This window comes from Thalassospira sp. (genome assembly GCF_002709775.1).
Taxonomy (GTDB): domain Bacteria; phylum Pseudomonadota; class Alphaproteobacteria; order Rhodospirillales; family Thalassospiraceae; genus Thalassospira.
Genome location: NZ_PAQR01000062.1, coordinates 18,041 through 43,826 on the forward strand (window position 1 = coordinate 18,041; position 25,786 = coordinate 43,826).

Annotated in this window: 27 protein-coding genes; 10 read left to right on the forward strand and 17 right to left on the reverse strand. The window is 55.7% G+C overall.

Features of this window, described 5'->3' with window-relative positions:
• Window positions 1–189 precede the first annotated feature (189 nt).
• The 4 genes from CMO10_RS18655 to CMO10_RS18670 all read right to left on the reverse strand — a co-directional run bounded on the left by CMO10_RS18655 (window position 190) and on the right by CMO10_RS18670 (window position 3,705).
• Window positions 190–963 carry an ABC transporter ATP-binding protein gene (locus CMO10_RS18655; protein WP_297024836.1) on the reverse strand — a complete coding sequence of 258 codons (774 nt, stop codon included), beginning with the start codon at window positions 961–963 and terminating at the stop codon, window positions 190–192.
• A complete protein-coding gene (locus CMO10_RS18660) occupies window positions 960–2,024 on the reverse strand; it encodes a FecCD family ABC transporter permease (protein ID WP_297024837.1) in 1,065 nt (354 codons plus the stop codon). The genes CMO10_RS18655 and CMO10_RS18660 overlap by 4 nt, the downstream gene beginning before the upstream one ends.
• Window positions 2,025–2,030: 6 nt before the next feature.
• Window positions 2,031–3,155 (reverse strand): ABC transporter substrate-binding protein, encoded by a 1,125-nt coding sequence (locus CMO10_RS18665; protein WP_297024838.1) that lies wholly within the window; start codon window positions 3,153–3,155, stop codon window positions 2,031–2,033.
• Between the two features lie 136 nt (window positions 3,156–3,291).
• Window positions 3,292–3,705 carry a hypothetical protein gene (locus tag CMO10_RS18670; protein WP_297024839.1) on the reverse strand — a complete coding sequence of 138 codons (414 nt, stop codon included), beginning with the start codon at window positions 3,703–3,705 and terminating at the stop codon, window positions 3,292–3,294.
• A gap of 238 nt (window positions 3,706–3,943) precedes the next feature.
• Between CMO10_RS18670 and CMO10_RS18675 the strand changes: the two genes are divergently transcribed.
• The 3 genes from CMO10_RS18675 (at window position 3,944) to CMO10_RS18685 (ending at window position 7,633) form a co-directional block, all read left to right on the forward strand.
• On the forward strand, window positions 3,944–5,983 hold the full coding sequence (locus CMO10_RS18675) for a thioredoxin domain-containing protein (RefSeq protein ID WP_297024840.1): 2,040 nt from the start codon (window positions 3,944–3,946) through the stop codon (window positions 5,981–5,983).
• A 27-nt stretch (window positions 5,984–6,010) separates the two neighbouring features.
• A complete protein-coding gene (locus CMO10_RS18680) occupies window positions 6,011–6,514 on the forward strand; it encodes a methylated-DNA--[protein]-cysteine S-methyltransferase (protein ID WP_363928353.1) in 504 nt (167 codons plus the stop codon).
• Window positions 6,515–6,658: 144 nt separating this feature from the next.
• Window positions 6,659–7,633, forward strand: coding sequence for a quinone oxidoreductase family protein (locus CMO10_RS18685; RefSeq protein ID WP_297024841.1), 975 nt, complete (start codon window positions 6,659–6,661; stop codon window positions 7,631–7,633).
• Between the two features lie 52 nt (window positions 7,634–7,685).
• On the opposite strand, the gene CMO10_RS18690 is transcribed toward CMO10_RS18685, so the two are convergent.
• Entirely contained in the window at window positions 7,686–8,279 is a 594-nt protein-coding gene (locus CMO10_RS18690) for an HD domain-containing protein (RefSeq protein ID WP_297024842.1), read from the reverse strand.
• Between the two features lie 131 nt (window positions 8,280–8,410).
• Between CMO10_RS18690 and CMO10_RS18695 the strand changes: the two genes are divergently transcribed.
• Window positions 8,411–8,713, forward strand: coding sequence for a hypothetical protein (locus tag CMO10_RS18695; protein WP_297024843.1), 303 nt, complete (start codon window positions 8,411–8,413; stop codon window positions 8,711–8,713).
• A gap of 108 nt (window positions 8,714–8,821) precedes the next feature.
• On the opposite strand, the gene rho is transcribed toward CMO10_RS18695, so the two are convergent.
• From rho to CMO10_RS18740, 9 genes are all read right to left on the reverse strand, one after another.
• Window positions 8,822–10,087, reverse strand: coding sequence for a transcription termination factor Rho (rho, locus tag CMO10_RS18700; RefSeq protein WP_044829895.1), 1,266 nt, complete (start codon window positions 10,085–10,087; stop codon window positions 8,822–8,824).
• A 340-nt stretch (window positions 10,088–10,427) separates the two neighbouring features.
• A complete protein-coding gene (locus tag CMO10_RS18705; RefSeq protein WP_044829896.1) occupies window positions 10,428–10,787 on the reverse strand; it encodes a helix-turn-helix domain-containing protein in 360 nt (119 codons plus the stop codon).
• Window positions 10,784–11,434, reverse strand: a complete 651-nt coding sequence (locus CMO10_RS18710) for a Smr/MutS family protein (protein WP_297024844.1) — start codon at window positions 11,432–11,434, stop codon at window positions 10,784–10,786. Before CMO10_RS18710 ends, CMO10_RS18705 begins: the two co-directional genes overlap by 4 nt.
• Window positions 11,435–11,692: 258 nt before the next feature.
• Window positions 11,693–12,628, reverse strand: coding sequence for a substrate-binding periplasmic protein (locus CMO10_RS18715; protein WP_297024845.1), 936 nt, complete (start codon window positions 12,626–12,628; stop codon window positions 11,693–11,695).
• Between the two features lies 1 nt (window position 12,629).
• Complete coding sequence (gene dnaQ, locus CMO10_RS18720) at window positions 12,630–13,343, reverse strand: DNA polymerase III subunit epsilon (protein ID WP_297024846.1); 714 nt, start codon at window positions 13,341–13,343, stop codon at window positions 12,630–12,632.
• A gap of 18 nt (window positions 13,344–13,361) precedes the next feature.
• Window positions 13,362–13,946 (reverse strand): dephospho-CoA kinase, encoded by a 585-nt coding sequence (gene coaE, locus CMO10_RS18725; protein WP_297024847.1) that lies wholly within the window; start codon window positions 13,944–13,946, stop codon window positions 13,362–13,364.
• Between the two features lie 21 nt (window positions 13,947–13,967).
• Window positions 13,968–14,834 carry a shikimate dehydrogenase gene (locus CMO10_RS18730; protein ID WP_297024848.1) on the reverse strand — a complete coding sequence of 289 codons (867 nt, stop codon included), beginning with the start codon at window positions 14,832–14,834 and terminating at the stop codon, window positions 13,968–13,970.
• 42 nt (window positions 14,835–14,876) lie between these two features.
• Window positions 14,877–15,482: a Maf family protein gene (locus CMO10_RS18735; protein ID WP_297024849.1), complete on the reverse strand. Its 606-nt coding sequence runs from the start codon at window positions 15,480–15,482 to the stop codon at window positions 14,877–14,879.
• Window positions 15,483–15,504: 22 nt separating this feature from the next.
• Window positions 15,505–16,329: a pyruvate, water dikinase regulatory protein gene (locus CMO10_RS18740; RefSeq protein ID WP_044829904.1), complete on the reverse strand. Its 825-nt coding sequence runs from the start codon at window positions 16,327–16,329 to the stop codon at window positions 15,505–15,507.
• A gap of 688 nt (window positions 16,330–17,017) precedes the next feature.
• Here CMO10_RS18740 and hemE point away from each other — a divergent pair.
• The 3 genes from hemE to hemJ all read left to right on the forward strand — a co-directional run bounded on the left by hemE (window position 17,018) and on the right by hemJ (window position 19,905).
• Window positions 17,018–18,058 carry a uroporphyrinogen decarboxylase gene (gene hemE, locus CMO10_RS18745; protein WP_297024850.1) on the forward strand — a complete coding sequence of 347 codons (1,041 nt, stop codon included), beginning with the start codon at window positions 17,018–17,020 and terminating at the stop codon, window positions 18,056–18,058.
• 199 nt (window positions 18,059–18,257) lie between these two features.
• On the forward strand, window positions 18,258–19,373 hold the full coding sequence (gene hemH, locus CMO10_RS18750; RefSeq protein ID WP_297024851.1) for a ferrochelatase: 1,116 nt from the start codon (window positions 18,258–18,260) through the stop codon (window positions 19,371–19,373).
• A gap of 103 nt (window positions 19,374–19,476) precedes the next feature.
• Entirely contained in the window at window positions 19,477–19,905 is a 429-nt protein-coding gene (gene hemJ, locus CMO10_RS18755) for a protoporphyrinogen oxidase HemJ (RefSeq protein WP_044829906.1), read from the forward strand.
• 125 nt (window positions 19,906–20,030) lie between these two features.
• On the opposite strand, the gene secB is transcribed toward hemJ, so the two are convergent.
• Both secB and CMO10_RS18765 read right to left on the reverse strand, forming a co-directional pair.
• Entirely contained in the window at window positions 20,031–20,531 is a 501-nt protein-coding gene (gene secB, locus CMO10_RS18760) for a protein-export chaperone SecB (protein WP_044829974.1), read from the reverse strand.
• A 289-nt stretch (window positions 20,532–20,820) separates the two neighbouring features.
• Complete coding sequence (locus CMO10_RS18765) at window positions 20,821–21,453, reverse strand: FxsA family protein (protein WP_297024852.1); 633 nt, start codon at window positions 21,451–21,453, stop codon at window positions 20,821–20,823.
• Between the two features lie 379 nt (window positions 21,454–21,832).
• Here CMO10_RS18765 and CMO10_RS18770 point away from each other — a divergent pair, with 379 nt between their 5' ends.
• From CMO10_RS18770 to CMO10_RS18780, 3 genes are all read left to right on the forward strand, one after another.
• The gene (locus tag CMO10_RS18770) at window positions 21,833–22,528 is read left to right on the forward strand and encodes a Tim44/TimA family putative adaptor protein (RefSeq protein WP_297024853.1); all 696 of its coding nucleotides are present in this window, start codon (window positions 21,833–21,835) and stop codon (window positions 22,526–22,528) included.
• A 164-nt stretch (window positions 22,529–22,692) separates the two neighbouring features.
• Window positions 22,693–23,973, forward strand: coding sequence for a murein transglycosylase A (gene mltA, locus CMO10_RS18775; RefSeq protein ID WP_297024854.1), 1,281 nt, complete (start codon window positions 22,693–22,695; stop codon window positions 23,971–23,973).
• Complete coding sequence (locus CMO10_RS18780; protein WP_297024855.1) at window positions 23,970–24,335, forward strand: Dabb family protein; 366 nt, start codon at window positions 23,970–23,972, stop codon at window positions 24,333–24,335. Before mltA ends, CMO10_RS18780 begins: the two co-directional genes overlap by 4 nt.
• A gap of 142 nt (window positions 24,336–24,477) precedes the next feature.
• On the opposite strand, the gene rlmN is transcribed toward CMO10_RS18780, so the two are convergent.
• A complete protein-coding gene (gene rlmN, locus CMO10_RS18785; protein WP_297024856.1) occupies window positions 24,478–25,725 on the reverse strand; it encodes a dual-specificity RNA methyltransferase RlmN in 1,248 nt (415 codons plus the stop codon).
• Window positions 25,726–25,786 lie beyond the last annotated feature (61 nt).

The following is a 25,786-nucleotide window of genomic DNA, read 5'->3' on the forward strand; positions in this document are numbered from 1 at the left end:
ATCTCCTCATGCGTTTTTTCTGCGCGGTGTCGCTGTCTGGTTGTCGCCATTATGACGGGGAATGGCAACATCTCAAACACAAAGCGATCAAAGGTCTAACCCCCCTCACCCTTACACACGCCAGATCAGGCAAAATAGATCGCCCGGATATCCTTAAATCAGCAAAACCCGGTGCGACAAAACAGCGGATCAGGCCATCGCTTGCGCCAACGGTGCGATCACCGGCCTGCCCCCCGCGCGCGCCACAAGATCAACATCAAGCCCATAGCAACGGCGAATATTTTCAACAGAAAGCACGTTTTCCGGTGCGTCCTGCTGCACCAGCCGCCCGTCATGGATCAGGACAAGCTGATCGGCATATTGCATGGCGATGTTAAGATCATGAATGGCCATCAGGGCGAGCGCATTATGGCGCACGACATAGCGCTTTAACAGCATCAGCACCGATATCTGATGGGACATATCAAGGGCGCTTGTGGCTTCGTCAAGCACCAGCAAACGTGGCTCACGCACCAGACGCTGGGCCAGAAGGACAAGCTGCTGCTGCCCACCCGAAAGCGTCGTCATGCAGCGCGAGGCCAGATGCGATAAGGACAATTCGCCAAGAATGCCGGTGGCGCGCGCGATATCGCCTTGCGACACCCGCCAACCCAGCCTCTCATGCGTGCCCAGAAGCACGGTTTCAAGCACTGTGAGCGACGCCGACACCTTGCAGGACTGCGGCATATAGCCGATATCGCCAGCTTTGTGCCGCGCGCCTGATCCGGATCCACCCCAGGATACTGTCCCGGAAAAGCCGGTTTGCCCGGCAACGGCGGAAAGAAGTGTCGATTTCCCGGCGCCGTTCGGACCAATCACACCAACCACCTGCCCGGTTGTGAGTGCGCAACTCACACCTGACAGGATATCGGTACCAGCGCGCCGAACGCCAAGATCGCGAATGGCAAGGGTTTGCGTCATCATGCGGACCGCCTTTTGCGTGCGTAAATAACCAGAAACAACATGGGAATGCCGGCAACGGCGGTGATAATACCCACAGGGATCACCCCGCCGGGCGAGATCAGCTTGCCAAAGACCGATGCGCTGGCAAGGATGACCGCCCCCACCATGGCCGAGAGCGGAATGGAAAAGCGGTGATCTTCACCGACCAGCGCCTTGGCAACATGCGGGGCCACCAGCCCGACAAAGCCGATGGTGCCGACAAAACTGACCGCAGCCGCAGTCAAAAGCGCGATCAGTACAAAACTTCGCCGGCGTAATCTGCCAACCGAAATGCCAAGACTTGCCGCATTGGCATCCCCCAGCCGCAAGACGGTAAGCTTCCAGGTATCGCTCAGGATCAGCGGCACGCAGGCAAATGTGACCAGACTGGTCACCGCAACACTGGTCCAGTTGGCCTTAAGCAGGCTGCCAAACAGCCAGAAGACGATCTGCTGCAGGATTTCCGGCGAGGCCAGATATTGCAAAAGCGATTGCAGCGACTGGAACAAAAACAAAACCCCAATCCCGCACAAAACAAGGATTTCAGGCGTTTCACCCAGCGCATGCACCATGCCATAGACAATCAGGCAGGCGACAATCGTCATGGCAAAGGCAGCAATCGGCGTGATCAGATATTCCGGCAAGGGCAAAGCCGCGCCAAACATGATGGAAAGCGCTGCACCAAAGCCGGCCGCGGCCGAAAAGCCGAGCGTAAAGGGACTGGCCAGCGGGTTATCAAGGATCGTCTGCATTTGCAGCCCGGCAATGCCAAGGCACATGCCAACCACCAACGCCATCAAGCTTTGCGGCATGCGCAAATACCAGATGATGGTCGTTGCCGCCCGGTCCCCATCATGCGGCCCGGCCAGAATGGCAGAAATTACATCCGAAAGCGGCATGCCCGATGGCCCGATCGACAGATCAAGTATGACAAGCCAGAGCATGACGACAAAGGCGCCGCCCAAGGCCAGCGCACGTTTGACCGCCATGCGTCGATACCCGGCGATATGCCGGGTATCGATTGCCACTGTGTTAGCGCTCATTGCCGATCATTGTCCGACCGGGACATAGCGCGCGACAAACACGCCGTCCGGGTCAACCGGCAGCCAATCGGCATAAAACGCTTCAAGCTCCTTGCGCGGATGGACATCGGCAAAGCTATCAGGATAAAGCGCCTTGGCGACCATGCGCATATAGACAAAGTCCGAAAGCGTGCGCGCCCCACCGTGATAAAGGGCATAAATCTCGCCGTTTTTAACCGCTGGAAGCTCTGCCCAGCCCGGACGGGTCAGATAGGCCGCCATGCGCTCATTGACCAGATCCGGATCGGCACCAAAGCCGACCGGCACCGCACCGGGGGAACCCAGCCATTCCGAACCGGCCAGGAAAACCACATCGGGTTTGCTTGCCAGAACATATTCCGGGTTCAGCGGACCCCAGTTTTCGATCTGGCCATTGGCGATATTATCGCCGCCCAAGGTGTCGATTAGCCCGCCCCACATACCGTTGGCATAGCTGTTGCCGATCTCGGACGGGCCCTTTTTGGCAAGCTCAACATAGACTTTCTTGCGCGCGGCCTTGGAGGCCTCAACACGTTCCAGGGTGTCGCTGTAGTAGGACTGATACAGCCCGGCCAGCTTTTCAGCCCGGTCTTCGGTGCCCATGGCCGTGCCAAGCGCACGGGTCGACGCCAGATGGCGCTCCAGCGTCTGGGCATTGTAATCAATCACCAGAACCGGAATGCCGGCCTGTTCGATCTGTTCGACATTCTGACCAAGGGCGCGGTATTGCCAGGCCGCCATGATCGCCAGATCCGGACGGGCGGCAATAGCGGCCTCGATTGAGAACGTGCCGCCTTCGGTATCGCCAACATCGGTCAGCTGATCAATTTCGGGGAACTTGGCAACATAGGCCTCGTACTGTTTGGGGCGCCAGCCCTTCCAAACCGGGCGGGAGATCGCCACAACCCGGTCCAGCGCGCCGTCACCGGCAATTGCCAGAAAATCTTCGAAATTAAAGCCCAGCATTACCCGTTCTGCGGGCTTTTCCAGGGTGATAGTGCGGCCTTCGACATCGGTGATTTCAATATCGGCCTGTGCCTGGGATGCGCCAAACAGCGCAATCGCCCCCATTACCCCAATCGCAGCCGAGGAAATTTTCGCAAAAAGTTTCATTGTCGTTTTCCTGATAGGATTTTCTCAACACCGCGACCTTGCCGTTGGAAAACGCCCTGCAAACCAAACGCGCAGCAGCATTCCCCGTAATACCCAAGGGATCACGGTCATTTCGTGCAGCAACAAAAAGCGGGAATCACCCGATCAGGACGGGTGGCGCACGTGGTGAGATATCAGCGAAAACGGGTTCTGCGAGGTGAACGGGTTCCTGTGCCCTTGGAAAGACAATCCGTGCATAGGGCTCCCGGACTTTAAGACCGGGCTGGGGAACAGGCAGAACGATGGAGGAAATAATGCGGCAAGCCGGGCAATCCTGCGTCAGACCGGATGCGGGTTCATCATCTGCGCCGGTCGGGAATGCGGCCGAACAAATGTAGGGGATCGATCCGTCTGGCAGGGCATAGAATGAAAGATCAGGCTGACTTGCATTACCTTGCGGAAACTGCGGGACCAGATGCGCAAACCCCACCAGAACAAGTGCCAACGCGCAGAGCGCGCGGACAACATTGCCAGCATTGCTAGCCAGTGGGTTTTTGAACGTTCTCGTCACGATCAGCTGATCTCGCATGTTTGACGCTTGATGGGACTGAGCCTAATCGAAAACACGTCATTTGCCATGATTTATCGCAATTGCATCCACGATCATCAAGAATTAGTGAAATTTGCCCCCTAACACTCTCGGATCCCTTGTTATTTTGCCCATGTCGGCTAGGCTTGATGAAAATGACAGCCATGAACAATAAAAGCACCGGTGGCAGATAAAATGCGCATCGGGCACAGGACACAGAATGAATATCGCACGCAACAATCTTGGTTCGGAAACAAGCCCTTATCTCGTTCAGCATCGCGACAATCCGGTGCATTGGCAGCCCTGGAGCAGCGAGGTCCTTGCCGCTGCCAAGGCCGCAAACAAGCCGATCCTGCTGTCGGTGGGCTATGCGGCGTGCCACTGGTGCCATGTTATGGCGCATGAAAGCTTTGAGGATGACGGCATCGCGGCCCTGATGAATGATCTGTTCATCAATATCAAGCTCGACCGCGAAGAACGCCCGGACCTTGATGCGCTTTATCAAAATGCGCTGGCGCTTCTGGGTCAACAGGGTGGCTGGCCGCTGACCATGTTCCTGACCCCGGATGGCGAACCATTCTGGGGCGGGACCTATTTCCCCAAGGAAGCGCAGTATGGCCGGCCGGGATTTGGTGATGTGCTGAAGACTGTCTCCAGGATTTACACCGAGAAACCCGACGATGTGCGCCACAATGTCAGCCAGATTTCCAATGCGCTGATCAAGATGAACCGGGCGACAGTCGGCTCTATCCCAAGCCTTGAGATGATTGATCGTTGCGGTCATGGCTGCCTGCAGATCATGGATGGGGAAAATGGCGGCACGTCGGGCGCGCCGAAATTCCCGCAGCCAAGTCTTTTGTCATTCATCTGGCGCACCGGTGTGCGCACCGATGACAATGAGCTCAAGCGCATCGCCAAACACAGCCTTGATCGCATGTGCCAAGGCGGGATTTATGATCATCTCGGTGGCGGTTTTGCCCGCTATGCGGTTGATGATCAGTGGCTGGTGCCGCATTTCGAAAAGATGCTTTATGACAATGCCCAGCTGATTGATCTTCTGTGCGATGTCTGGCGGGTTGATGCCAATCCGCTATATGCCAAGCGGGTCGAGGAAACCGTTACCTGGATCCTGCGCGAGATGCGCATTCCCGGTGGCGCCTTTACCGCAAGCCTGGATGCCGACAGCGAAGGGGTCGAAGGCAAGTTTTATGTCTGGTCGGAAGATGAGATTGACCAGATCCTTGGGGCCGATGCCGATCTGTTCAAGAAATTCTATGACGTTTCTGCGGATGGCAACTGGGAAGGCCAGAATATCCTGAACCGCACCGCATCTGGCTTGGAGCTTACCGATGACGCGACCGAGGAAAAGCTGGCGGAGCTTCGTGCCAAGCTTCTGAGCGAGCGCGCCAAACGCATTCGTCCAGGCTGGGATGACAAGGCGCTGACCGACTGGAACGCCATGACGATCGCCGCCTTTGCCGAGGCCGCCATGACCTTCCACCGTGCCGACTGGCTGGATTACGCCAAGCTTGCCTATGGCTTTGTGACCAATACCCTGATGGAGGGTGACCGCTTCCTGCACAGCTATCGCGATGGTCGCGTGCAGCATGCCGGGATGCTTGAGGATTACGCGCATATGATCCGCGCAGCCCTCAGGCTTTATGAATGCTTTGGCGAGGATGCCTATCTGAATGAAGCCATCCGCTGGTCCGCCATGGTCGAAACCCTGTTTGCCGATGCCCAAGGCGGCTATTTCCAATCGGCATCGGATGCCAGCGACCTGATGGTGCGCCAGAAACCCTTCATGGATAATGCCGTGCCGTCGGGCAATGCGATCATGGCGCAAAACCTCGCCCGGCTTTTTGCCCTTACGGGTGAGACCAAATACCGCGATCAGGCAGAAATTACGCTTTCGGCCTTTAGTGGGCGGATTGGCGAGCAGTTCCCCAATATGCCGGGCCTTCTGATGGCGGCTGAAATGCTGCAAAATCCGGTGCAGATCGTGCTGATCGCGAACGACCGCAGCCAGACCTATCTTGATATGCGGCGTGCCATTTTCGGCTGCTATCTGCCCAATCGGGCGATTACGATCCTGTCTGATGGCGATCCCCTGCCCGATGGTCATCCGGCCCAGGGCAAAACCGCGATTGACGGCAAGGAAACCGCCTATGTCTGCCAAGGCCCGGTCTGCTCGGCCCCGGTGACAAGTGTCGAGGATCTGACCAACCTGCTTGCCGATTTGCCAACCAAGGCGGCATAACACGTTTGTGCTCTTAGCGCCGCCTTTATGAAAGCCACCGCCATGCCGCAAATCTCGATCAACACACCTGTCGGCGCAATTACGGTTTTCGCCTTTGAAGATCAAATCGTTGCACTTGATTGGGGATTTGTTGATGAAATTGAAAGCACAGCTGTGCTGGAAGAAGCCAAAAAGCAGCTGACCGCCTATTTCGCCGGTCAGCTGACCCGCTTTGATTTGCCCCTCGCCCCGGATGGTACGGATTTCCAAAAAGCCGTCTGGGATGCGATGTGTCAGATCCCGGCGGGCCAGACCGCAACCTACAAGGATCTGGCGACCATGGCCGGATCGCCCAAGGCATTTCAGTCGGTCGGAACGGCGTGCGGCCTTAACCCCATCCCGATCATTATTCCGTGTCACCGTGTTCTGGCGTCGGGTGACAAACCGGGCGGTTATTCCGGCCAGGGCGGGCTTGAAACCAAGCGCACGCTTTTAAAGATCGAGGGTGTTGACCTCCCCCTTGGCAGCGATCAGGGCAGTTTCGATCTTTAGGCGGCTTTGGGTTGGCCGGTCCGGCGACCCGCATTTCTACTCTGCGAAATACATAACTTCGCCTGCTGCAAATCGCTGATATCTGCCCTACACTCCGGCCATTGATCAAACACGCGTTGAATAACGCATCAAGGGAGGTCTTCCATGACCAAAGCATTCCGATTTTACGAAACCGGCGGCAGCGATGTCCTGAAATTCGAAGATGTCGAAGTTGGCACGCCGGGCGAAGGCGAAGTGCGCCTGGCGCAAAAGGCGGTCGGGCTGAACTATATCGATATCTATTTCCGTTCCGGAGTATATCCCGCGCCCGCCATGCCGTCCGGCCTTGGTCTTGAAGGTGCTGGGATCATTGAAGAAGTCGGTCCGGGTGTGACGGATCTGGTGGTCGGTGATCGCGTGGCCTATGCCGCACAGCCGCTTGGAGCCTATGCCGAAGCACGCGTGATGCCGGCCAAGGGTCTGGTCAAGATTCCTGATGATGTCAGTTTCGAGCTGGCCGCAGCTGCGATGCTCCAGGGCATGACCGCGCAATATCTTTTGCGCCGGACCTATAACGTCAAAAAGGGTGACACCATCCTGATCCATGCGGCGGCTGGCGGTGTGGGCCAGATCGTCTGCCAGTGGGCCAAGCATCTTGGTGCGACCGTGATCGGCACGGTGGGTTCCAAGGAAAAGGCCGAAATCGCCAAGGCCAAGGGCTGCGATTACCCGATCCTCTATCGCGAGGAAGTGGTTTCCGAACGCGTCAAGGAAATCACCAATGGCCAAGGCGTTGAAGTTGTTTATGATTCGGTCGGTAAAGACACCTTTGACGATTCGATGAAGTGCCTCAAACGTCTTGGCATGATGGTGAGCTTCGGCCAGTCATCCGGTGCGGTGCCGCCGGTGTCCCTCGCCCAGCTTGCCCCGGGCGCCTATTTCCTGACCCGGCCGAGCATCTTCCACTATAACGCCACCCGCGAAGAGCTTCTCGCAAGCGCCGGTGAGCTGTTTGACGTGCTCAAATCAGGCATCGTCACCATCGACATCACCGCGACCTACCCGCTCGCCGATGCCGCAAAAGCCCATGACGACCTCGAAAGTCGCAAAACCAACGGGTCGATCGTCTTTACGGTCTGATCACGGCAGGTACTGCGCTGATATTTAAATGAAAATCATGATTGAGGCAGGGTTATTTCCCTGCCTCTTTCAGTTCACTCTGATGGAAAATCCGCACATCGCGTGCGATGGCATCAAAGCGTTCTGACAGGCCGTCGCTGACGACCCGGCACGGGGCGACCACGGCTTCGGCCCAGTCGACATAGGCGAGGATCTGCTTTTCGTCCCATCCAATCGGCGTGTCGGTCAGCATCGCGCCGACATTGGCGACCTTGTCGGCCAGACGCACCAGTTTGGCACCGTTGGTCAGGCTTGGGGCAGTTTCGATCTGCTTTGCCTTGCGCTCATCACGTGGCAGGGCCTTGTCGTCACTGACTTCCAGCACGATGTCGGCCACGATGTCATTAAAGCAGGCGGCGATTTCGTCGCGCGTCGCACCACAATCCTCGATCACGTCATGCAGGACAGCAGCACACAGGATATCCTCCTCCGTGCCCGGTTCGCATTCAACAATCAGGCGGGAAACCTCGATCGGGTGATTGATATAGGGCTCCTGTGCGGCCCCTTTGCGACGCTGGTCGCGATGGGCGCGGGCGGCGAAATCAACGGATTTGAGTAGAAGCTGCATAAAGCGCAATACGGTCGTGAACGGAAAGTCCAGATTCACATGGCTTTTGCGCTGTTTCAAGCCTTCATGCACGAGGCCCGGTGAAAATCATGCAAAGCCATGAAAAACTGCGGCAAACGCGGTACCATGAAGCCGATTGATGCGCGCTCATTTTTCGGGAGACTTGGACAATGTCACAGGATATCCGCCTGAAACTGACCTTGCGAAACGACAGTGATGGTCCCCTGCATCTAAGCGGCCTTGCCCCAAAGGATGGCTGGCAAAGCGCCCCGCCCAACCGGCTTGAGGCCAATGAAACGGTTGTGTGCGAAATCACCACCGCCCATACCCTTGCGATCACGCTGAACTACGGCACCTACCACATCGGCCTGCAGCTAAGCGATGACAGTTTCAGCATTGAGCCAGGCGATGCGAGCGTCGAACGACAGAAACTGGGTGGGGATCTGGCAGAGGTGGTTTTGGCACTTGGATAGCCGCGAAACCATTGTTGTTTCGATATTGAAATAAAAACGGGGCCCATCGTGGGGCCCCGTTTATCTTGGATCGATCCATATCATCAGGCCAATCAGGCCCGGGTGGCGTTAGCCATTCATGGAATCGAAGAAGTCGTCGTTGTTCTTGGTGCCCTTGAGCTTGCCAAGCAGGAACTCCATCGCGTCCTGCGGACCCATCGGGTTGAGGATACGACGCAGCACCCACATCTTGGACAGGACGCCCTTGTCGACGAGAAGCTCTTCCTTACGGGTCCCCGATTTGAGGATATCAATCGCCGGGAAGATACGCTTGTCAGACAGTTTGCGATCCAGAACCAGTTCGGAGTTACCGGTCCCTTTGAATTCTTCAAAGATGACCTCGTCCATGCGCGAACCGGTATCAATGAGCGCAGTTGCGATGATGGTGAGCGAGCCACCCTCTTCGATGTTACGCGCCGCACCAAAGAAGCGTTTCGGACGCTGAAGCGCGTTGGCATCAACACCACCGGTCAGGACCTTGCCCGAGCTCGGCACAACGGTGTTATAGGCACGTGCCAGACGGGTGATGGAATCAAGCAGGATGACAACGTCATGCTTGTGCTCGACCAGGCGTTTGGCCTTTTCCAGAACCATTTCAGTGACCTGAACGTGACGCTGGGCCGGTTCATCAAAGGTCGAGCTGATGACTTCGCCTTTTACCGAACGGTCCATGTCGGTCACTTCTTCCGGGCGTTCGTCAATCAGAAGAACGATCAGATAGGCTTCCGGGTGGTTTTCCTCGATCGCGTGCGCAATGTTTTGCAGCATCACGGTTTTACCGGTGCGCGGCGGTGCGACGATGAGGGCACGCTGACCTTTACCAAGCGGCGAAACCAGTTCGATCACGCGGTTGGTGGTGTCTTTGTTCGTGCCTTCCTGATCGGACTCACGCTCCATATGCAGCGGCTGGTCAGGATAAAGCGGGGTCAGGTTGTCAAAGTTGATGCGATGACGGACTTTTTCCGGCGCATCGAAATTGACCTTGTCGACCTTCAGCAGCGCGAAGTAACGCTCGCCCTCTTTCGGCGAACGGATCTGGCCTTCGACCGTATCACCGGTGCGCAGACCAAAACGGCGCACTTGGCTCGGACTGACATAAATGTCGTCGGGGCCGGCAAGATAGTTTGCCTCCGGGCTGCGCAGGAAGCCGAAACCATCGGGCAGCACTTCAAGAACACCTTCGCCAAAGATGGCATGGTCGTTCTCGGCCAGCTGCTTGAGGATGGCAAACATCAGCTCCTGTTTGCGGAGCGTGCTGGCATTTTCGATTTCGAGTTCCTCTGACAGGGCAAGCAGCTCGGTCGGAGATTTCTTTTTAAGGTCCTGAAGATGCATATGTGCGTTTAATGATCTGTGGTTGCCGAAAGGGCGAAGATTTTAGGGAGATAGAAAAGAGATGTGCGGTTGACCGTCAGGCAAGGCGCTCAGGCGTTTGCTGGTGCGTGCGGACGGATCAAAAACCTTGGAGTTGCAAGAAAGGCAGGTCTTTTCATGTTTCTGGATCGAAACACCACCGATTGATACCCTCGAAAATCGCAATAGTCAAACCGTGATTCGACCAAATCACCTATTTTGCTGCCCGAGTTGTACAAAAAACACGATTTTCCCGCCTGATTACAGCAATTCCAGTCAACAGTTACGGAAATATAGCGTTGAGAATGAGGAAAACGCGGCCCTAGGCCGGGCGTTCACGCACGATTTCAAGCATACGATCAAGCTGATCGTCACTGAGCCCGGCGATGCGTTCGGATAGCAGGTTGGCAAGCTCTGTTGCAGCGGGCTCGAGACCAGCGGTATCGACCGTCACCTTGGGGTGGGATAGTTGGGCCAGACGTTTGATGTCATCGACCTCGTCCCAGACGAGATTGAAATAGCCACAGATTTGCTGCACCAAACCGGGGCTTGGCCGGCCGCGATGGCCGTGTTCAAGGGCCGACAGATAGGCCGGTGACAGCTGCAACGCAGTTGCCATGTCGGTCAGTGTGACGTTGTTACGCGCCCGGAGTTCCCTGATGCGATTGCCAAAAGGTGTCACGGGCGTCTCCGTTTCAACAAAACATAAAAGGCCCCGGCCCCGCCGTGCTGGATCTGGGCCTGATTGATGGCAAGGATGCGATTGCGCAAGCGCGGCGCGCTGAGCCATTGCGGGGTGCGTTCGCGCAAAAGACCGGTGCGGCCATATTCATCAGCGCGCGATCCTTTGCCCGTTATTACGAGAACGCAACGTTTCCCGGCCCGCCAGCTATCCTCGATAAAGGCGTTGAGCGCATTATGGGCGACTTCCTGGGTCATGCCATGCAGGTCAATGCGCCCGTCAATCGACATCTTGCCCTTCTGAAACTTGTTTGCCGTCGAGCGATCAATGCCGTCGGTGACACCGGGTTTCAGTTCAGCGAGTGCGCGGTTCTTGATCTGTGGGCCCCGATCCGCATGGCGCGCAGACGGCAAATTGCGTGCGGCCCGGCTTTGCTCGGACTGCTCAAGCTTGTCGCCCAGATTGTCAGGCAGGGTGATGGCGGTATCGCTGGTGTGGATTTCATCGTCTGATGCGGCCATATCGTCATCGCTGCCCTTGTGCTTTTTATTGCGCAAAGGTTTGACGTCACGGGTAAAGACCTCCCACAGGGTCTTTTCATCCTCCGTGATAGTACGGCGTATCTTATTGGGTCTTTTACTTGTCATCCACCAGAACGATATGCAGTCGGCGCGGCCCAACTGCGCCAAGCGGTATCGTTTGTTCGATATCAGCCATTTGCAACAGCCCGGTCACCCAAGGAATGTTCGCGGCATATTGCCGTGTCCGACCTTTTCGCGCAACCACGCCCGTCCGTAATCCGGCCTTTGGCCCACCAATATGGGTGTCTGGCGATCTATCGCACCGTGGGTGTCCCTTGCGAAAACAGGCAGAGAAGCCAGGATTGATTGCCCGATATTACGATCTTACGGGCCAGCCCGATCGACATCGACACAGCTGATGCCGTTATTATTCAGATCAAGCATTGCCTTTAAGAACGAGCTGTCGAGATTGGTTGAAAGGCCGTGTGTGCGCCGGTTTTCAACAAAGAAACCATCGGTTTTAAAGCTATCCAGCTGTGCTTGCAGCTTTTTGGCATCCTGTTCGGGGATAGGGCCACTGATCGCGATATAGAGATAGCAAACCCGGTAGGGCGCGGCGTCGGAAATGTCCGCAATATCGGGGTTTTCAGCACGCTCTGTCTCGAGATAGTGGCGCAGGATATTGCCGCCAATCGCAATCAGATCGACGCGTCCCGCCATCATCATCGGCAGCAGAAGTTCTTCACGCGGCACCATGATCAATTGTTCGGCCCCGCGTTCACGCAGATAGGATTCCCGGGCCGATCCCAATAGCACCCCGATCCGCGCATCACGCAGCAGGGTTTCAAAATCCATATCCGGCCAGCCACTGTCAGCGAAGCCATACAGGTTCCAGAAGGTACGGCTGACCGGCCCGACCCATTGGAAAAGGTCTTCGCGGTGATCAATCCGGGTGGTGGGATAAATTACATGGCCGGTTTCACGCTCAGCCAGTTCCATCTGGCGTTTCCAGGGCATTTGCGGCGTGACCTCGACCTTGAGACCGGATTTGACAAACAGCTCAATGGCAAGCGTGTCAAAATAACCCGGTTCCGGCCGGCCCGACGCGCGCACCCGCGTACTTTCCGACAGGTGTATGACATATGTCCCATCGAATTCAGCCTTCGTCGGCGCAATGTAATCAATGCTTCCCTGCGCCGGAACATCCGTCGGCAGGAAATTCAGGGGAATTACCAATAGAAGGGCCACGGCAAGGCGGCGGGCGCATGTCTTGAAATGCTGAGATCGGGACCGCACTGCACGCCACTGCCCTGCCCCCATCTCAGGCCTCTTGCTTTGCCAGCCAAAGGGCGTCTTTAACCTTGGCCTCAACATAGGCCCGGTGGGCGGCGAGTTCTTCTTCGCTTATGACATGCGGTCTGGGTTCAAGTCGATTGCCCCGGGGCCCAAGAACGCGACGACCAGCGTTTTCATCCTCCTGATCACCATTTAGCGCATTGGGATCAAGCGACAAGCCGTGCTGACGACCGCCCAGCAGTTCAAGATAGACTTGGGCCAGAAGATCGGAGTCAAGCAGGGCCCCGTGAAGCGTACGGTTGGAGTTGTCGATCTTGAAACGACGGCACAGCGCATCGAGGCTAACCGGGGAGCCCGGGAATTTCTTGCGCGCCATCTGAACCGTATCAAGCGCGCGTTCCATGGCAATGCGCGGCTTATTGAGCCATTCGAGTTCCGCATTCAGGAACTTCATATCAAAGCTGGCATTGTGGATAACCAGAACCGAATCTTCGCCAATGAATTCGACGAAATCATCAGCAACCTCGGCAAAGACCGGCTGATCTTTCAGGAAGTCATCACCAAGACCGTGAACGTCAAAGGCCTCTTTGGGCATCGGGCGTTCCGGGTTGATATATTGATGGTACTGACGGCCTGTCGGCATGTGATTGATCAGTTCGATACAGCCAATTTCAACAAGCCTGTGGTCGGCATAGGGATCAAGGCCGGTGGTCTCGGTATCGAGGACAATCTCACGCATCTATTCTGGGTCCAGTGATCAACTCAGTTGGTCAATAATGCCCTGAACATATTGAAAAGTGACCGCACGTCCCAAGCCTGTCGGGATGATGAAATCTGCACGCTTGCGCTTTTCGATATCGGGCATCTGTTTGGACAGAATGGCGGAAAATTTTGCGTCCGTCATCCCTTCTCGCGAAAGAACACGCTGGCGTTGAATAAACCCCGGGGCGGAAACAACCGAAACACGATCACAGCGCTTTTCACCGGCGGTTTCGTATAAAAGCGGAATGTCGAGAACAACCATTTTGCGACCGAGACGCTGCTGTTTGGCAAGAAACCGGATTTCGGCCGCACGCACCAAAGGATGCAGGATGGTTTCAAGCTTTTTAAGAACAGCCGGATCGGCAAAGGCAATCTTGCCCAGTGCCTGACGGTCAATCCGGCCATCATGGATCACATCGGGAAAGGCTTTGGCAATCGGATCAAAGGCCAGACCATCTGGCGCCATCAATTCATGGGTCGCGGCATCGGCATCATGGACCGGCACGCCAAGGTGACGAAACATCGCCGCCGCGGTTGATTTGCCCATGCCGATAGAGCCAGTCAGCCCAAGAATTTTCATGATAGGATTACCAATATATACTTAATCAGGCGAAAGAACGAAGTCGCGCAGTTCCTGGGTGACTTCCGGATCAATGCCAAACCAGCGATGGAAACCCGGTCGTGCCTGATGGAGCAACATGCCCAGACCATCGACGATCGGATTACCGCGTTCCTTGGCCTGCAGCAAAAGATCGGTCATCAGCGGCGCATAGACAATATCCGTGACAAGGGCGGTTTGCGGCAAGCCGGCAAGATCAATTTCAAGCTTGGGCTGACCAACCATGCCAAGGCTTGTGGTATTGACGACAAGCGACGCCCCGGCGAGGGCTTCGGGTGCGAGCGGCCAGTCAACGACCTTGATCCGTGGATCATTGATTTCCTTGGCCAGGTCCTCGGCGCGTTTGCGTGTGCGGTTGGCAAGACGGATTTCCGGGCAGCCTTCATCGAGCAGGGATACAAGAATGGCGCGGCACGCACCGCCGGCGCCAAGTACGACAGCCGCACCTTTGGCAAAATCATGATCCGGGGCGCCTTGCCGCAGGTTTTCAATAAAGCCGAACCCGTCGGTGTTATCGCCGTGCATCTTGCCATCATCATCAAAGGTCACGGTATTGACCGCCCCGATCCGTTTGGCGCGATCAGAAAGATGATCGCACGCAGCCATGGCAGCTTGCTTGTGCGGGATGGTGACATTAGCCCCGCCAAAGCCCAGATCACGCAAGGATTTCAGAGCGGTTTCAAAGTTTTCCGGTTTGACCGGCAGCGGCATGTAACTGCCATCGACACCATATTTTGCCAGCCAATAACCTTGCAGTTTTGGCGACTTGGAATGCGAGACCGGCCAGCCCATCACGCCAGCCAGGCGCGAGCTTCCCGAAAGCGTGCGAAAGGATTTGGAAACGGTCATGGTGCGGCAATCCTGCGAAATAGGGCGAAATGTATGTTTTCGTTATGCTTTTAATACACCGTGATCCCGCAAGAAGCCAATCAGGGGTAAAAGCGGCATGCCAAGGACGGTGAAGTAATCGCCGCGCACCTCGGTAAAGAGCTGCGCGCCCAGACCTTCAAGCTGATAGCCGCCGACACAGTGATAGATCTCTTCACCGGCGCCATCGAGATATTCCTCAAGCCATTCATCGGTGAAGTTGCGCACGGTCAGATGGGCGGTATCAATCGTGCCCCAGATACGAGACCCCTCTTTATATATAACAGCGGCCGAAACCAGCTTGTGGCTTTTCCCGCGAAGGGCCAAAAGCTGCGCGCGGGTATTGTCACGATCCATCGGCTTGTCAAACCAGATGCCATTACATTCAAGCATCTGATCAGCAGCAATGACGATGGCATCAGGCTGCTGACGATACATGCGCAGCGCCTTCATTTCGGCAAGGGTTTCGGCGGCTTCGGCAGCAGTGGCGCCTTCGGCCTTCATCGCCTGTTTATAGCCATCCTCGTCAATCATCGAGGCGACGGCTTCGCAATCAACGCCCGCATTGGTCAGCATGGCATGGCGAGCCTTGCTGCTGGAGGCGAGAATAAGACGATGGGTATTGGGCATCTATTTATCCTGTTCGTATCGCTTAGTGACCGCGCCGGTCATACATGGTCGAAAGAATGATGGCGGCGGTTTCTTCGATGGATCGGCGGGTCACATTAATGATCTTCCAGCTGCGTTCAGTAAAGTAACGCCGGGCCTGATGAACTTCATCGCGCACTGCCACCGGATCAACGTAATCCCCGCCCTCGCCGCGTTCGATCTGGCGCAGACGGTTTTTACGGATCGAGACCAGCTGATCGACATCCTTGATCAGGCCGACGACCAGCGGTTTTTCAAGCTTATCAAGCTCCGGCGGCAGCGGGCAGCCCGGCACAAAGGGAATATTGGCGGTCTTGATGCCACGGTTGGCAAGATAGACCGAGGTCGGTGTTTTCGAGGTGCGCGAAACACCGACAATCACCACATCGGCTTCTTCCAGATCCCAGCCGGACTGGCCGTCATCATGGGACAGTGTGTAATCGATTGCCTCGATCCGGCTGAAATATTCCTCGTCCATTTTATGGAGCGCGCCGGTGCGGCCGTGCGATTGCTGGCCGAGATAGCCCGCCATCATGGTGACTGTATTATCAAGCACATGACTGTGCGGGACCTGCAGACGGCGGCAGCCTTCTTCAAGCTTGCGGCGGATGTCGCTGTCAAAGACGGTATAAAGGACGATGCCTGGATTGCGTTCGATATCGGCCAGAACGCGGGCCAGCTGCGCATCCGTTCGGATCAGCGACCAGACATGTTCATGGGCGCGCACATCAGGAAACTGCGCAACACAGGCACGCGCGATGCCATCGACGGTTTCCCCGGTTGAGTCCGAGACCAGATGAAGATGGAAAATTTTGTCCGTCCCGACCATGCCTGTCCGTTTCTTTGGCCAAAAACTGGGCCCACAAGCAGAATCTTATCCACTTTTTGCGCGCCAAGCGATTTTTCAAAATTAGTTCAAACGCCCAACGGGCTGTTCAAAATACCGATCACTAACCGGATGGATAAGATTTTTGCCGCAACCCGAAGTTAGCAGATCGGAGTCGGGCCTGTGGATAATTGTGGATAACGGGAGCGACTCCGGCCCGGTTTTTTCCACAGAATTTATCCTCCCCTTCATACAAACTTTCTCAAACGCTCTGTCCCGAGCGGGATAACTGCTGATTTTTTCCCGTAATAACAGGGATAAGAATGCAAAAACCAGACTTATTCACCTTATCCCCATTATTCAAAAACGTCTTTTCCCAAGGCAGAGTCCGGGAGTCGGTCGGAGTCGTACACAGTTTTCCCCAAGACCGGTTGAGATGAATCATTTTTCCCGAGTCGGAATGTGAATAAACTGTGCGTGAAATTTAATCCCTGTTATCCACAGGGAACCACTCACAAACAACATCCTTTTTTATTAAATAAGGTTTTGTTAGGCAGAACGTGGAAAACGTTCGGGCAAAGGCCCCAGGACACATTTCACGAAATAACAAAGCCGGTTCTGAACAGGGGCGAACGCCCCGGGTCAGGGCAAAGATCAAAAAAGAGATCGGGACAGAGAAACAGGAAACCAGATGCCTAACACCCAAAAGACTTTCTTGCGTGCCCTTGCCGGTGAAACCCTTCCCGTACCGCCAATCTGGCTGATGCGCCAGGCTGGCCGCTATTTGCCGGAATACAAGGCAACCCGCGCAGAAGCCGGTTCGTTCCTTGATCTTTGCTATAATCCCGATCTTGCCTGCGAAGTTACGTTGCAGCCACTACGGCGCTATGACTTCGATGCGGCAATATTGTTCTCCGACATCCTCGTCATACCGCAGGCACTGGGTCAGCATTTGGCATTCAAGCAGGGTGAAGGCCCACAGCTTGAGGCCATCAGAGATGCTTCAGGCCTTGGCAAGCTTTCGGTTGAAGGCATTCATGACACCCTTGGTCCGATCTATGAGACAGTGTCTAAGCTTTCAAGTGCCATTCCGGCCAGCACAGCTCTGATCGGCTTTGCTGGCGCGCCCTGGACCGTTGCGACCTACATGGTCGAGGGGAAAGGCTCCAAGGACTTCCCGAATATCCGCCGCTTTGCCTATGGCGATCCAGAAGGCTTTGCCAAACTGATCGACATCGTGGTTGAGGCCACCACGCAATATTTGCTGAAACAGGTTGAAGCGGGTGCCGAATGCATTCAGCTGTTTGAAACCTGGGGCGGGGTTCTGTCCGAGACCGGCTTTAATCGCTGGGTGATTGAGCCGACCAAACAGATCGTTGCCAATTTGCGCGCCGTGCACCCGGATCTGCCGATTATCGGCTTCCCGCGGGGCTGTGGTTTGCATCTTGTGGACTTCAAACAGAAAACCGGTGTGACCGCAGTTGGCCTTGATAGTGGCGTCAAACTCGACTGGGTGGCTGAAAACCTTCAGAAACTTGGGCCGGTGCAGGGCAATCTTGACCCGATGCTGCTGATCACGGGCGGTGATCCGATGTTTGATGAAGCCAAACGCATCCTTGATACGCTGGGCAAAGGGCCGTTCATCTTTAACCTTGGCCATGGCATCACCCCGGAAACCCCGCCGGAACATGTTGGCCAGCTGGTCGACTTCATTCGGAATTACAAAGGATAAATGTCGGCAATTGCTGCATTTTATTTTGTGATTTTTGAAATCAATCAAATCGATTGAAAAATTCAATGCGTATAGTGGGCTAAGTTTGTTGCGCTCCGCACCTGTTTGACCAAAATAGGGCCCGGAGCGCGACGGATTTACGTAAATTCCGGTTTGTCGGGAACCGGTTGAAACACGCTGTGCCATGAAGGATAGCCAAATGTCCGAAACGACGCGCAAGAAACGCGCCATTGTTCTTTTCAATCTGGGTGGCCCGGATAGTCCGGCTTCTGTTGAGCCGTTTCTGTTCAACCTGTTTAACGATCCGGCGATCATCAGCCTGCCCAATCCGTTCCGGTTTTTGCTGGCAAAGCTGATTTCGCGCCGCCGGGCCCCGATTGCCCGCGAGATCTATGATCATATCGGTGGCAAATCGCCGCTTCTGGAACTGACCCAGGAGCAGGCCGATGCCCTGCAGGTGGCGTTGAATTCCGAAGATGACGGCTATGAAAACCGCTGCTTTATCGCCATGCGCTATTGGAAGCCGTTTGCCGATGACACCGCGGCCGAGGTCAAGGCATGGGGTGCGGATGAGCAGATTTTACTGCCGCTTTATCCGCAGTTTTCCACGACCACCAGCGGATCGTCGGTCAAGGATTGGAAACGGGCCTGCAAGAAAGTCGGGCTTAATTCCCCGATCAAGACCGCCTGCTGCTATCCGACCAATCCGGGCTTTGTCGATGCATCGGCCGAAATGATCAAGGCTGGATATGATCGGGCGTGTGCCAAGGCCAGTGAGCTTGGCATTGATAAGCCGCGCATCCTGTTTTCCGCCCATGGCGTGCCGAAAGCGGTGATTACCAAGCGCGGCGATCCCTATCAGTCGCAGATCGAAAAAACCTCGGCCGCTGTGGTCGAAAAGATGGCGATCGAGGGGCTAGACTGGAATGTCTGCTATCAAAGCCGGGTCGGCCCGATGGAATGGATTGGCCCATCGACCGAGGACGAGATCGAGCGGGCCGGTAAGGAAAACAAGGCCATCGTCGTTGTCCCGATTGCCTTTGTGACCGAGCATTCGGAAACCCTGGTCGAACTCGACATCGAATATGGCGAGCTGGCGCATGAAAAACATGTGCCGGTCTATGAGCGGGTGCGCACCGTGTGCTCCCATCCGAAGTTTATTGCCGGTCTTGTTTCGGTTGTAAAACAAACCCAGGAAGAACTTGATGCAAAGGGTGCTGATGATCCCTCCGTCGAGACACGCGGCTGGTGGTGCCCGGATGAACATTCCTGTGCGGTGGCCAAGCAGCCCGGTCTGAAGCCCGCCGGGGCCTAGATCACATCTTAGACGCAATAGGGGCCGGTTCCGTTGGGGGATCGGCCTTTTTGCTGTTAAGGTGCCTCACCGCACGCCAACAGACTTAGAGAAGAAGAGAGAGATGGATAGCTACAGCATTATCAAATCCCTGCATGTCATCAGCGTGATCGCCTGGATGGCAGGTCTTCTGTATCTGCCGCGGCTTTATGTCTATCACTGCGAAGTGGCACCGGGATCGGAAGCCAGTGAGAAGTTCAAGGTGATGGAACGCCGCCTTTTGCGTGCGATCATGAACCCGGCGATGATTGCGACCTGGCTGTTTGGTGGCCATCTGGTCTTTGCCATTGATGCCCTGTCACAGGGCTGGTTCCATGCCAAGCTGCTCTGTGTGGTGCTGATGACCATCTCGCACATGATGCTGGCACGCTATCGCCGCGCGTTCGAGGCGGATGCCAATACCAAGTCTCAGAAATTCTATCGCATTTTCAATGAAGTACCGACGGTTCTGATGATCATCGTCGTCTTCATGGTGATCGCAAAACCGTTCTGATTGCTGTCGGACATACGATCTGATCGCATTTCATTACGATTTTAAAATAAAAAAGGCCGCCAAACTGGCGGCCTTTGTCTTTGCATTGTTTTGGTATCGAACCAAAAGCAATATGATGGGGTCAATCAGGCGTTGCCAGCCGGCTGACCTTCCATCTTTTTGGCAAATTTCTTGCGGAAAAGATCAGCAAAATCAATCTGCTGCATCATCAGCGGCGGGAAGCCACCATCTGCAGTCAGGTCAGCGATGATCTTGCGGACATACGGGAACAGCAGGCGCGGAACTTCGATCATCAGAACCGGCAGGCGGTGTTCGTCAGAAACATTCAGCGTTACCACAGCGCCATACTGCAGTTCGGCGATGAAGGCCACCTTGTCGGCAACGTCGGCTTTGACATTGATCTTGATGGTGACTTCGTGAAGTTTCTGGTCCTGCGTGGTGCGGGCTTCAACATCAACGTCGATATTGATTTTCGGCTGCTGCTGCAGGGCAACGCTTTCCGGTGCGTTCGGGTTTTCGAACGACAGATCCTTGATGTACTGGGTGTGGATCGTGATCGGGTTTGCGGCCGGCTGCTGCTGTTGTTCTGCAGCGCCTTCTGCACCGGTGGTATTCTCGTCGGCCATTAAAGTCTAGCTCCCTTAGAGGTCATTTCGTCTTGATCAGAAAAAAGCTTTCAGTGCGGCCATCGGCCGTGGCTAGAAATGCTTGTTACTGACGCCGCCCCGTTGCGGCAGTTGAATTGGACTTGTTGGCCTAGCACGTCTGACACGGACGGGCAAGCCAATCAGAAGAGGCGCAAAGCCCTTATTTCTGCGGGTTTGCCTGATGTGATCCGGTCCCAGCCCCCCGGAATCAAAGAAGGTTGACCAAGCATCTCGGTCAACCTTCTGATTTTGTGATTTTCCCGTGAATTCAGCGCGTCTCGTTTCGCGGGTCTTCTTTGGGTGGCAAATTGCGTGTGGTATCCGCGTTCTCGCCAGTGCTGGTGTGGCTGCCGGTATCATTGGACGGATCATGCGGGCTGACATCTTCGAAATCGCCATCAATGATCGGCCCCGACCCGCGCGGGCGTGATCCGGTACGTCCAGCAGCGCCGCTGGCCCCACCCGGACGATGGCCACCACCCTGGCTGCCACCGGAATAGGTCGCGCCAAAGCCACCACCACCGAAATTGGTGCGGATATTGCCCGACTGAACCAGCTTCATGATAACCTTGGCCCCGACCAGCTGACGCAGCGGCGGGACGAGCAGCAGGAAGCCGAACGTATCGGTGACAAAGCCCGGGGTCAGCAGCAACACACCGGCGACCAGAATGCAGATGCCGTCAAACAGTGCGCCGATCGGCATTTCGCCCTGATCCATCTGGCTTTGCGCCTTGGCAAGTGTTTGCAGACCCTGGGCGCGCATCAGCGACGTGCCAATGATGGCGGTCAGAACAACCACGCCAATGGTCGGCCATAGCCCGATCAGTTCGCCGGCCTGGATAAAGACCGCGATTTCAATGATCGGCATGGCGACGAATATCGCGAGAAAGTAAAAGCCCATTTCTTCTCCGTTTACTGGCGATTTTTTAGCACAGCGGCCCGCAAGTATCGCTTTAACACATCATGTTTACGGCCAAAGCTGACGTCTTGCTGAAACTATTGCAGAAAACAACTTGGTTTTCAGGCATTTCTCATTAATCTGCACACTTAAGTTCGTTGGTTAGTTGGTGGGAACGCTAATGTGACAACGCGACAAAAATGCGGCAGATCGTCATTTTCCGCCGAACCCCTGCCGATGGTGCGGGCAAAGGTGAAGATGATCACATCTTCTGGCGCGATCGGCAGTTGCCCTTGCATTTGGTTAAGTTCATACCATCTCTCGACCACGGTTGTGATATAAGTGCAACCAGTTTGAAACCACTAGGATCAAGAGACCGGTCTTGCAGTATTTCGATATATTCTTATTCGCTCTGATTGCGGTTTTCCTTGTGCTGCGTTTGCGCGGCGTTCTGGGCCGGCGTACCGGCAATGAAAAACAGGGACCGTCCGATATCTTTGGCCGCCAGTCGCATGACAATGAAGGTCAGAACGACACCGCTCCTCAGACCGATAACGTTTATCGCCTGCCGGACTCCGGTAACGATCAGGAAGACGCAAATGTTCCGTCCGGCACCTTTGCGACCCTGCAGCAGATCCAGAAACACGATCCGAACTTTACCCAGCAGGACTTCCTGAATGGCGCGCGCATGGCGTTCGAAATGATCGTCGAATATTTTGCCAAGGGCGACAAGGATGGTCTGAACCCGCTGCTTTCGGCCGAGGTTTACAAGAATTTCGCTGCTGCCATTGATGCGCGTGCAGAAAAGGGCGAGCACGAGGAAACCACCCTGGTCGGCATCAAGAGCGCATCGATCCACGATGCCAGCCTTGAAGGCCGTACTGCCTATGTTACGGTAAAGTTCGTGTCCGAGGAAGTCTCGGTCATCCGTAATGCCGAAGGCGATGTGGTGGATGGCGACCCCAATCAGGTGGTCGAGGCCGAAGACCTTTGGACATTCGCGCGCAACATCGAAAGCCGCGATCCGAACTGGCAGCTGGTGGCAACCGAAACCCCGGAAGAAGAAACCACCGAGTGATCCGGGTTTCGTAAAGACCAAACAGATATCAAAGGCGATCCGACAAATGGGATCGCCTTTTTTCATGTCCGGATGGCAAGGTGCTTGCGCAATTATCGCCTTGTTAAGCATGTCAGGGGCAAGATCGGGTTTTCGTAGAACTGTTCTGAAAAACGGATTCCATCTTGAAAAGACGACTGGTTTTATCGCGCAGCCTGTCCCTGATTGCCGTATTGGTGGGTGCGGGGGCGGCCCTGATCTGGATGTTCTGGCCTCAAATCACCGGACAGATCGAACCGCCGGCCGAGGTTGAAGACAAACTGACGCTCCGCCCGGCGAGCTTTGCCGAACTTGATGGCTGGCAAGGTGATGATATGCGCGGTTCCGTGCGTGCCTTTGCCCGGTCGTGCAAGGCGATGCTCAGACGTGATGATGACCGGGCTGTTGGCCCCGATCCGCGCATGGGAACGATTGGCCAGTGGCGCGATCTTTGTCAGACGGCGGTCGCACTTGATGTCGAAAGCCTGCGCAAGGAAGACGCACGGGCTTTCTTTGAAAGCGGCTTCAGACCGTATCTCAGTGGCAATCGCGATGAACCGGAAGGCCTGTTTACCGGCTATTACGAGCCGGAGTTGCAAGGCCAGCTGGCCCGTGGTGGGGCGTATCAGACGCCGCTTTATCTCAAACCCAGTGACATGGTTTCAATCGATCTTGGCGAGTTTCGCGAGGATCTGAAAGGCACCAGGCTGGTCGGACGGATATCGGGTGATGCCGTAAAACCCTATTACGACCGCGAAGCGATCGAAGAAGGCGCGCTTTCGGACCGTGATCTGGAACTGGTCTGGGTCGATGATGCGGTGGATGCCTTTTTCTTGCAAATTCAGGGGTCTGGCCGGGTGGTTCTGCCCGATGAGAGTGTGCTTCGGGTAGGCTATGCCGCGACCAACGGCCATCCGTACTTTGCCATCGGGCGGGAATTGATTGCGCGAGGTGTCTTGAGCCGTGAAACCGTATCGCTGCAATCAATCCGCAAATGGCTGCATGACAATCCTGATGAAGCTGATGCGGTGATGAATACCAACGCATCTTACGTGTTTTTCCAGCCGCTTAAGGTTGATCCCAATGACCCCGAAGCCGGTCCGCTGGGATCGCAGGGTGTGCCGCTGGAACCCGGTCGGTCATTGGCAGTTGATCGCCGTTTTCATGCCATGGGCATTCCGGTCTGGCTTGAAACCAGCGATCCGATGAATGAAGACCGCAAGTTCCGCCGTTTGATGGTCGCCCAGGATACCGGTGGCGCCATTCGCGGGCCGGTGCGCGGTGATATCTTCTTTGGCCCGGGCGAGGATGCCGCCCTTTTTGCCGGTCACATGAACCGGCAGGGCCGGAAATATGTGCTTCTGCCCAACAGCATCGATCCGGCAGGCTGGCAGACCGAGGACGCAACAGCAGGGAACAATTCATGATCCGTCATATCGTCCTGCTACAGATCCCAAGCCACGTTTCGGAAGAAAAGATTGCCAAAATCATGGGCCAGCTTGAAACAGCGGCCCTTGCGGTGCCGGGCATGGTGGCCTTTTGTGGCGGGGCGAAACGGCCGGGAAGCGGCCTTAGTCAGGGATTTACCCACGCGGTCAATATCGACTTTGTCGATGAGGCGGCGCGTGATGTGTACCTGTCGGAACTGGATCATGACCGGGTCGGTATTCGGCTGTCGGAAATGACCGAAGGTGGTCTTGGTGGCATCCTGATCATGAACATCAATATCGATGAAATCAGCACGCCGGAAAAGCGATCGGACAAGAAGCCGGAACTGCGCTGGGTCTAAAAAATCCAGATTAGAATATAAACAGTGATCCTGTTATGGGGATTTAGTCAGTTTGGCGTTCTAAAAACCGTCCCTAAACGAAAAACACCGGGCAGCCTGGCCACCCGGTGTTGATCGATATTCGTTTGTTTTGCTGCCAGGCTTACTGGGCGGCAACGATGCCTTCTTCGCCGGCTTCTGCTTTGCCGCAGCCACCGGCGGTACCAGCGCGTGATTTGCGCTGACGCTGGCTTTCGGATTTCAGCTGACCACAGGCAGCGAGAATATCGCGGCCGCGCGGCCAGCGGATTGGCGCTTCGTAGCCGTTATCAAGCAGGATCTGGGCGAACTTCTTGATATCGTTGGTCGGCGTGCATTCGTAATCCGAGCCCGGCCATTTGTTGAACGGGATCAGGTTGAATTTGCAGTGAACGCCTTTGACCAGCTTGGCCAGCGCACGTGCGTGTTCCGGTTTGTCGTTCACGCCTTTCAGCATGACATATTCCATGGTGATCGGACGCGAATTGGACATGCCCGGATAGTTCCGGCAGGCATCCATCAGCTCTTTGAGCGGATATTTCTTGTTGATCGGCATGATTTCGTTGCGCAGATCATCATCGGGTGCATGCAGCGAAATCGCCAGACCAACGCCAAGGTCCTCACCGCAACGTACGATTTCCGGCACCACGCCCGAGGTCGACAGCGTGACACGGCGGCGCGAGATCGAAATACCTTCGCCGTCCATGGCGATGCGCAGCGCATCGCGGACGTTTTCATAGTTAAACAGCGGCTCGCCCATGCCCATCATGACGATGTTTGACAGGCGGCGGATACCATTGGCCGGGGTTGGCCATTCGCCGTAGCTGTCACGTGCGACCATGAACTGGCTGACGATTTCACCCGGGGTCAGGTTGCGCACCAGAAGCTGCGTACCGGTATGGCAGAACTTGCAGGTCAGCGTGCAGCCCACCTGGGATGAAATGCAGACAGCACCACGATCTTCGTTGCGATCGGGGATATAGACCGTCTCGGCCTCGTTGCCGTCATGGAACTTCATCAGCCATTTATGGGTATCGTCCGAGCTTTTCTGATCAGCTGTCAGAACCGGGCGACCGACATAGAAATCCTGACTCATGCGGTCGCGCAGCTTTTTGGAAATGTTGGTCATGTCCTCGATGTCGGTGACACCGCGGTTATAGATCCAGTTCCAGAGCTGTTTGACGCGGAATTTGCTTTCACCCATGCCGGCCATGATTTCGGTCAGCTCTTCGCGGGTGATGCCCACCAGATCACGACGCCCGTCGGCAGCCTGCCCACTGGCGGCGCGCGAAACGAAGTCGGACAGCGATGGCCCGTCCTGCGTGGCAGGGGCATCGGTCTGGGGTGCGTTTTCGGTCAGGACGTCGGTCATCCCGGGCTCTCTCTTTTTAAGTAGTGTGGGTTTGCCGGACGGATTTTTGGCCGTCTCTTTC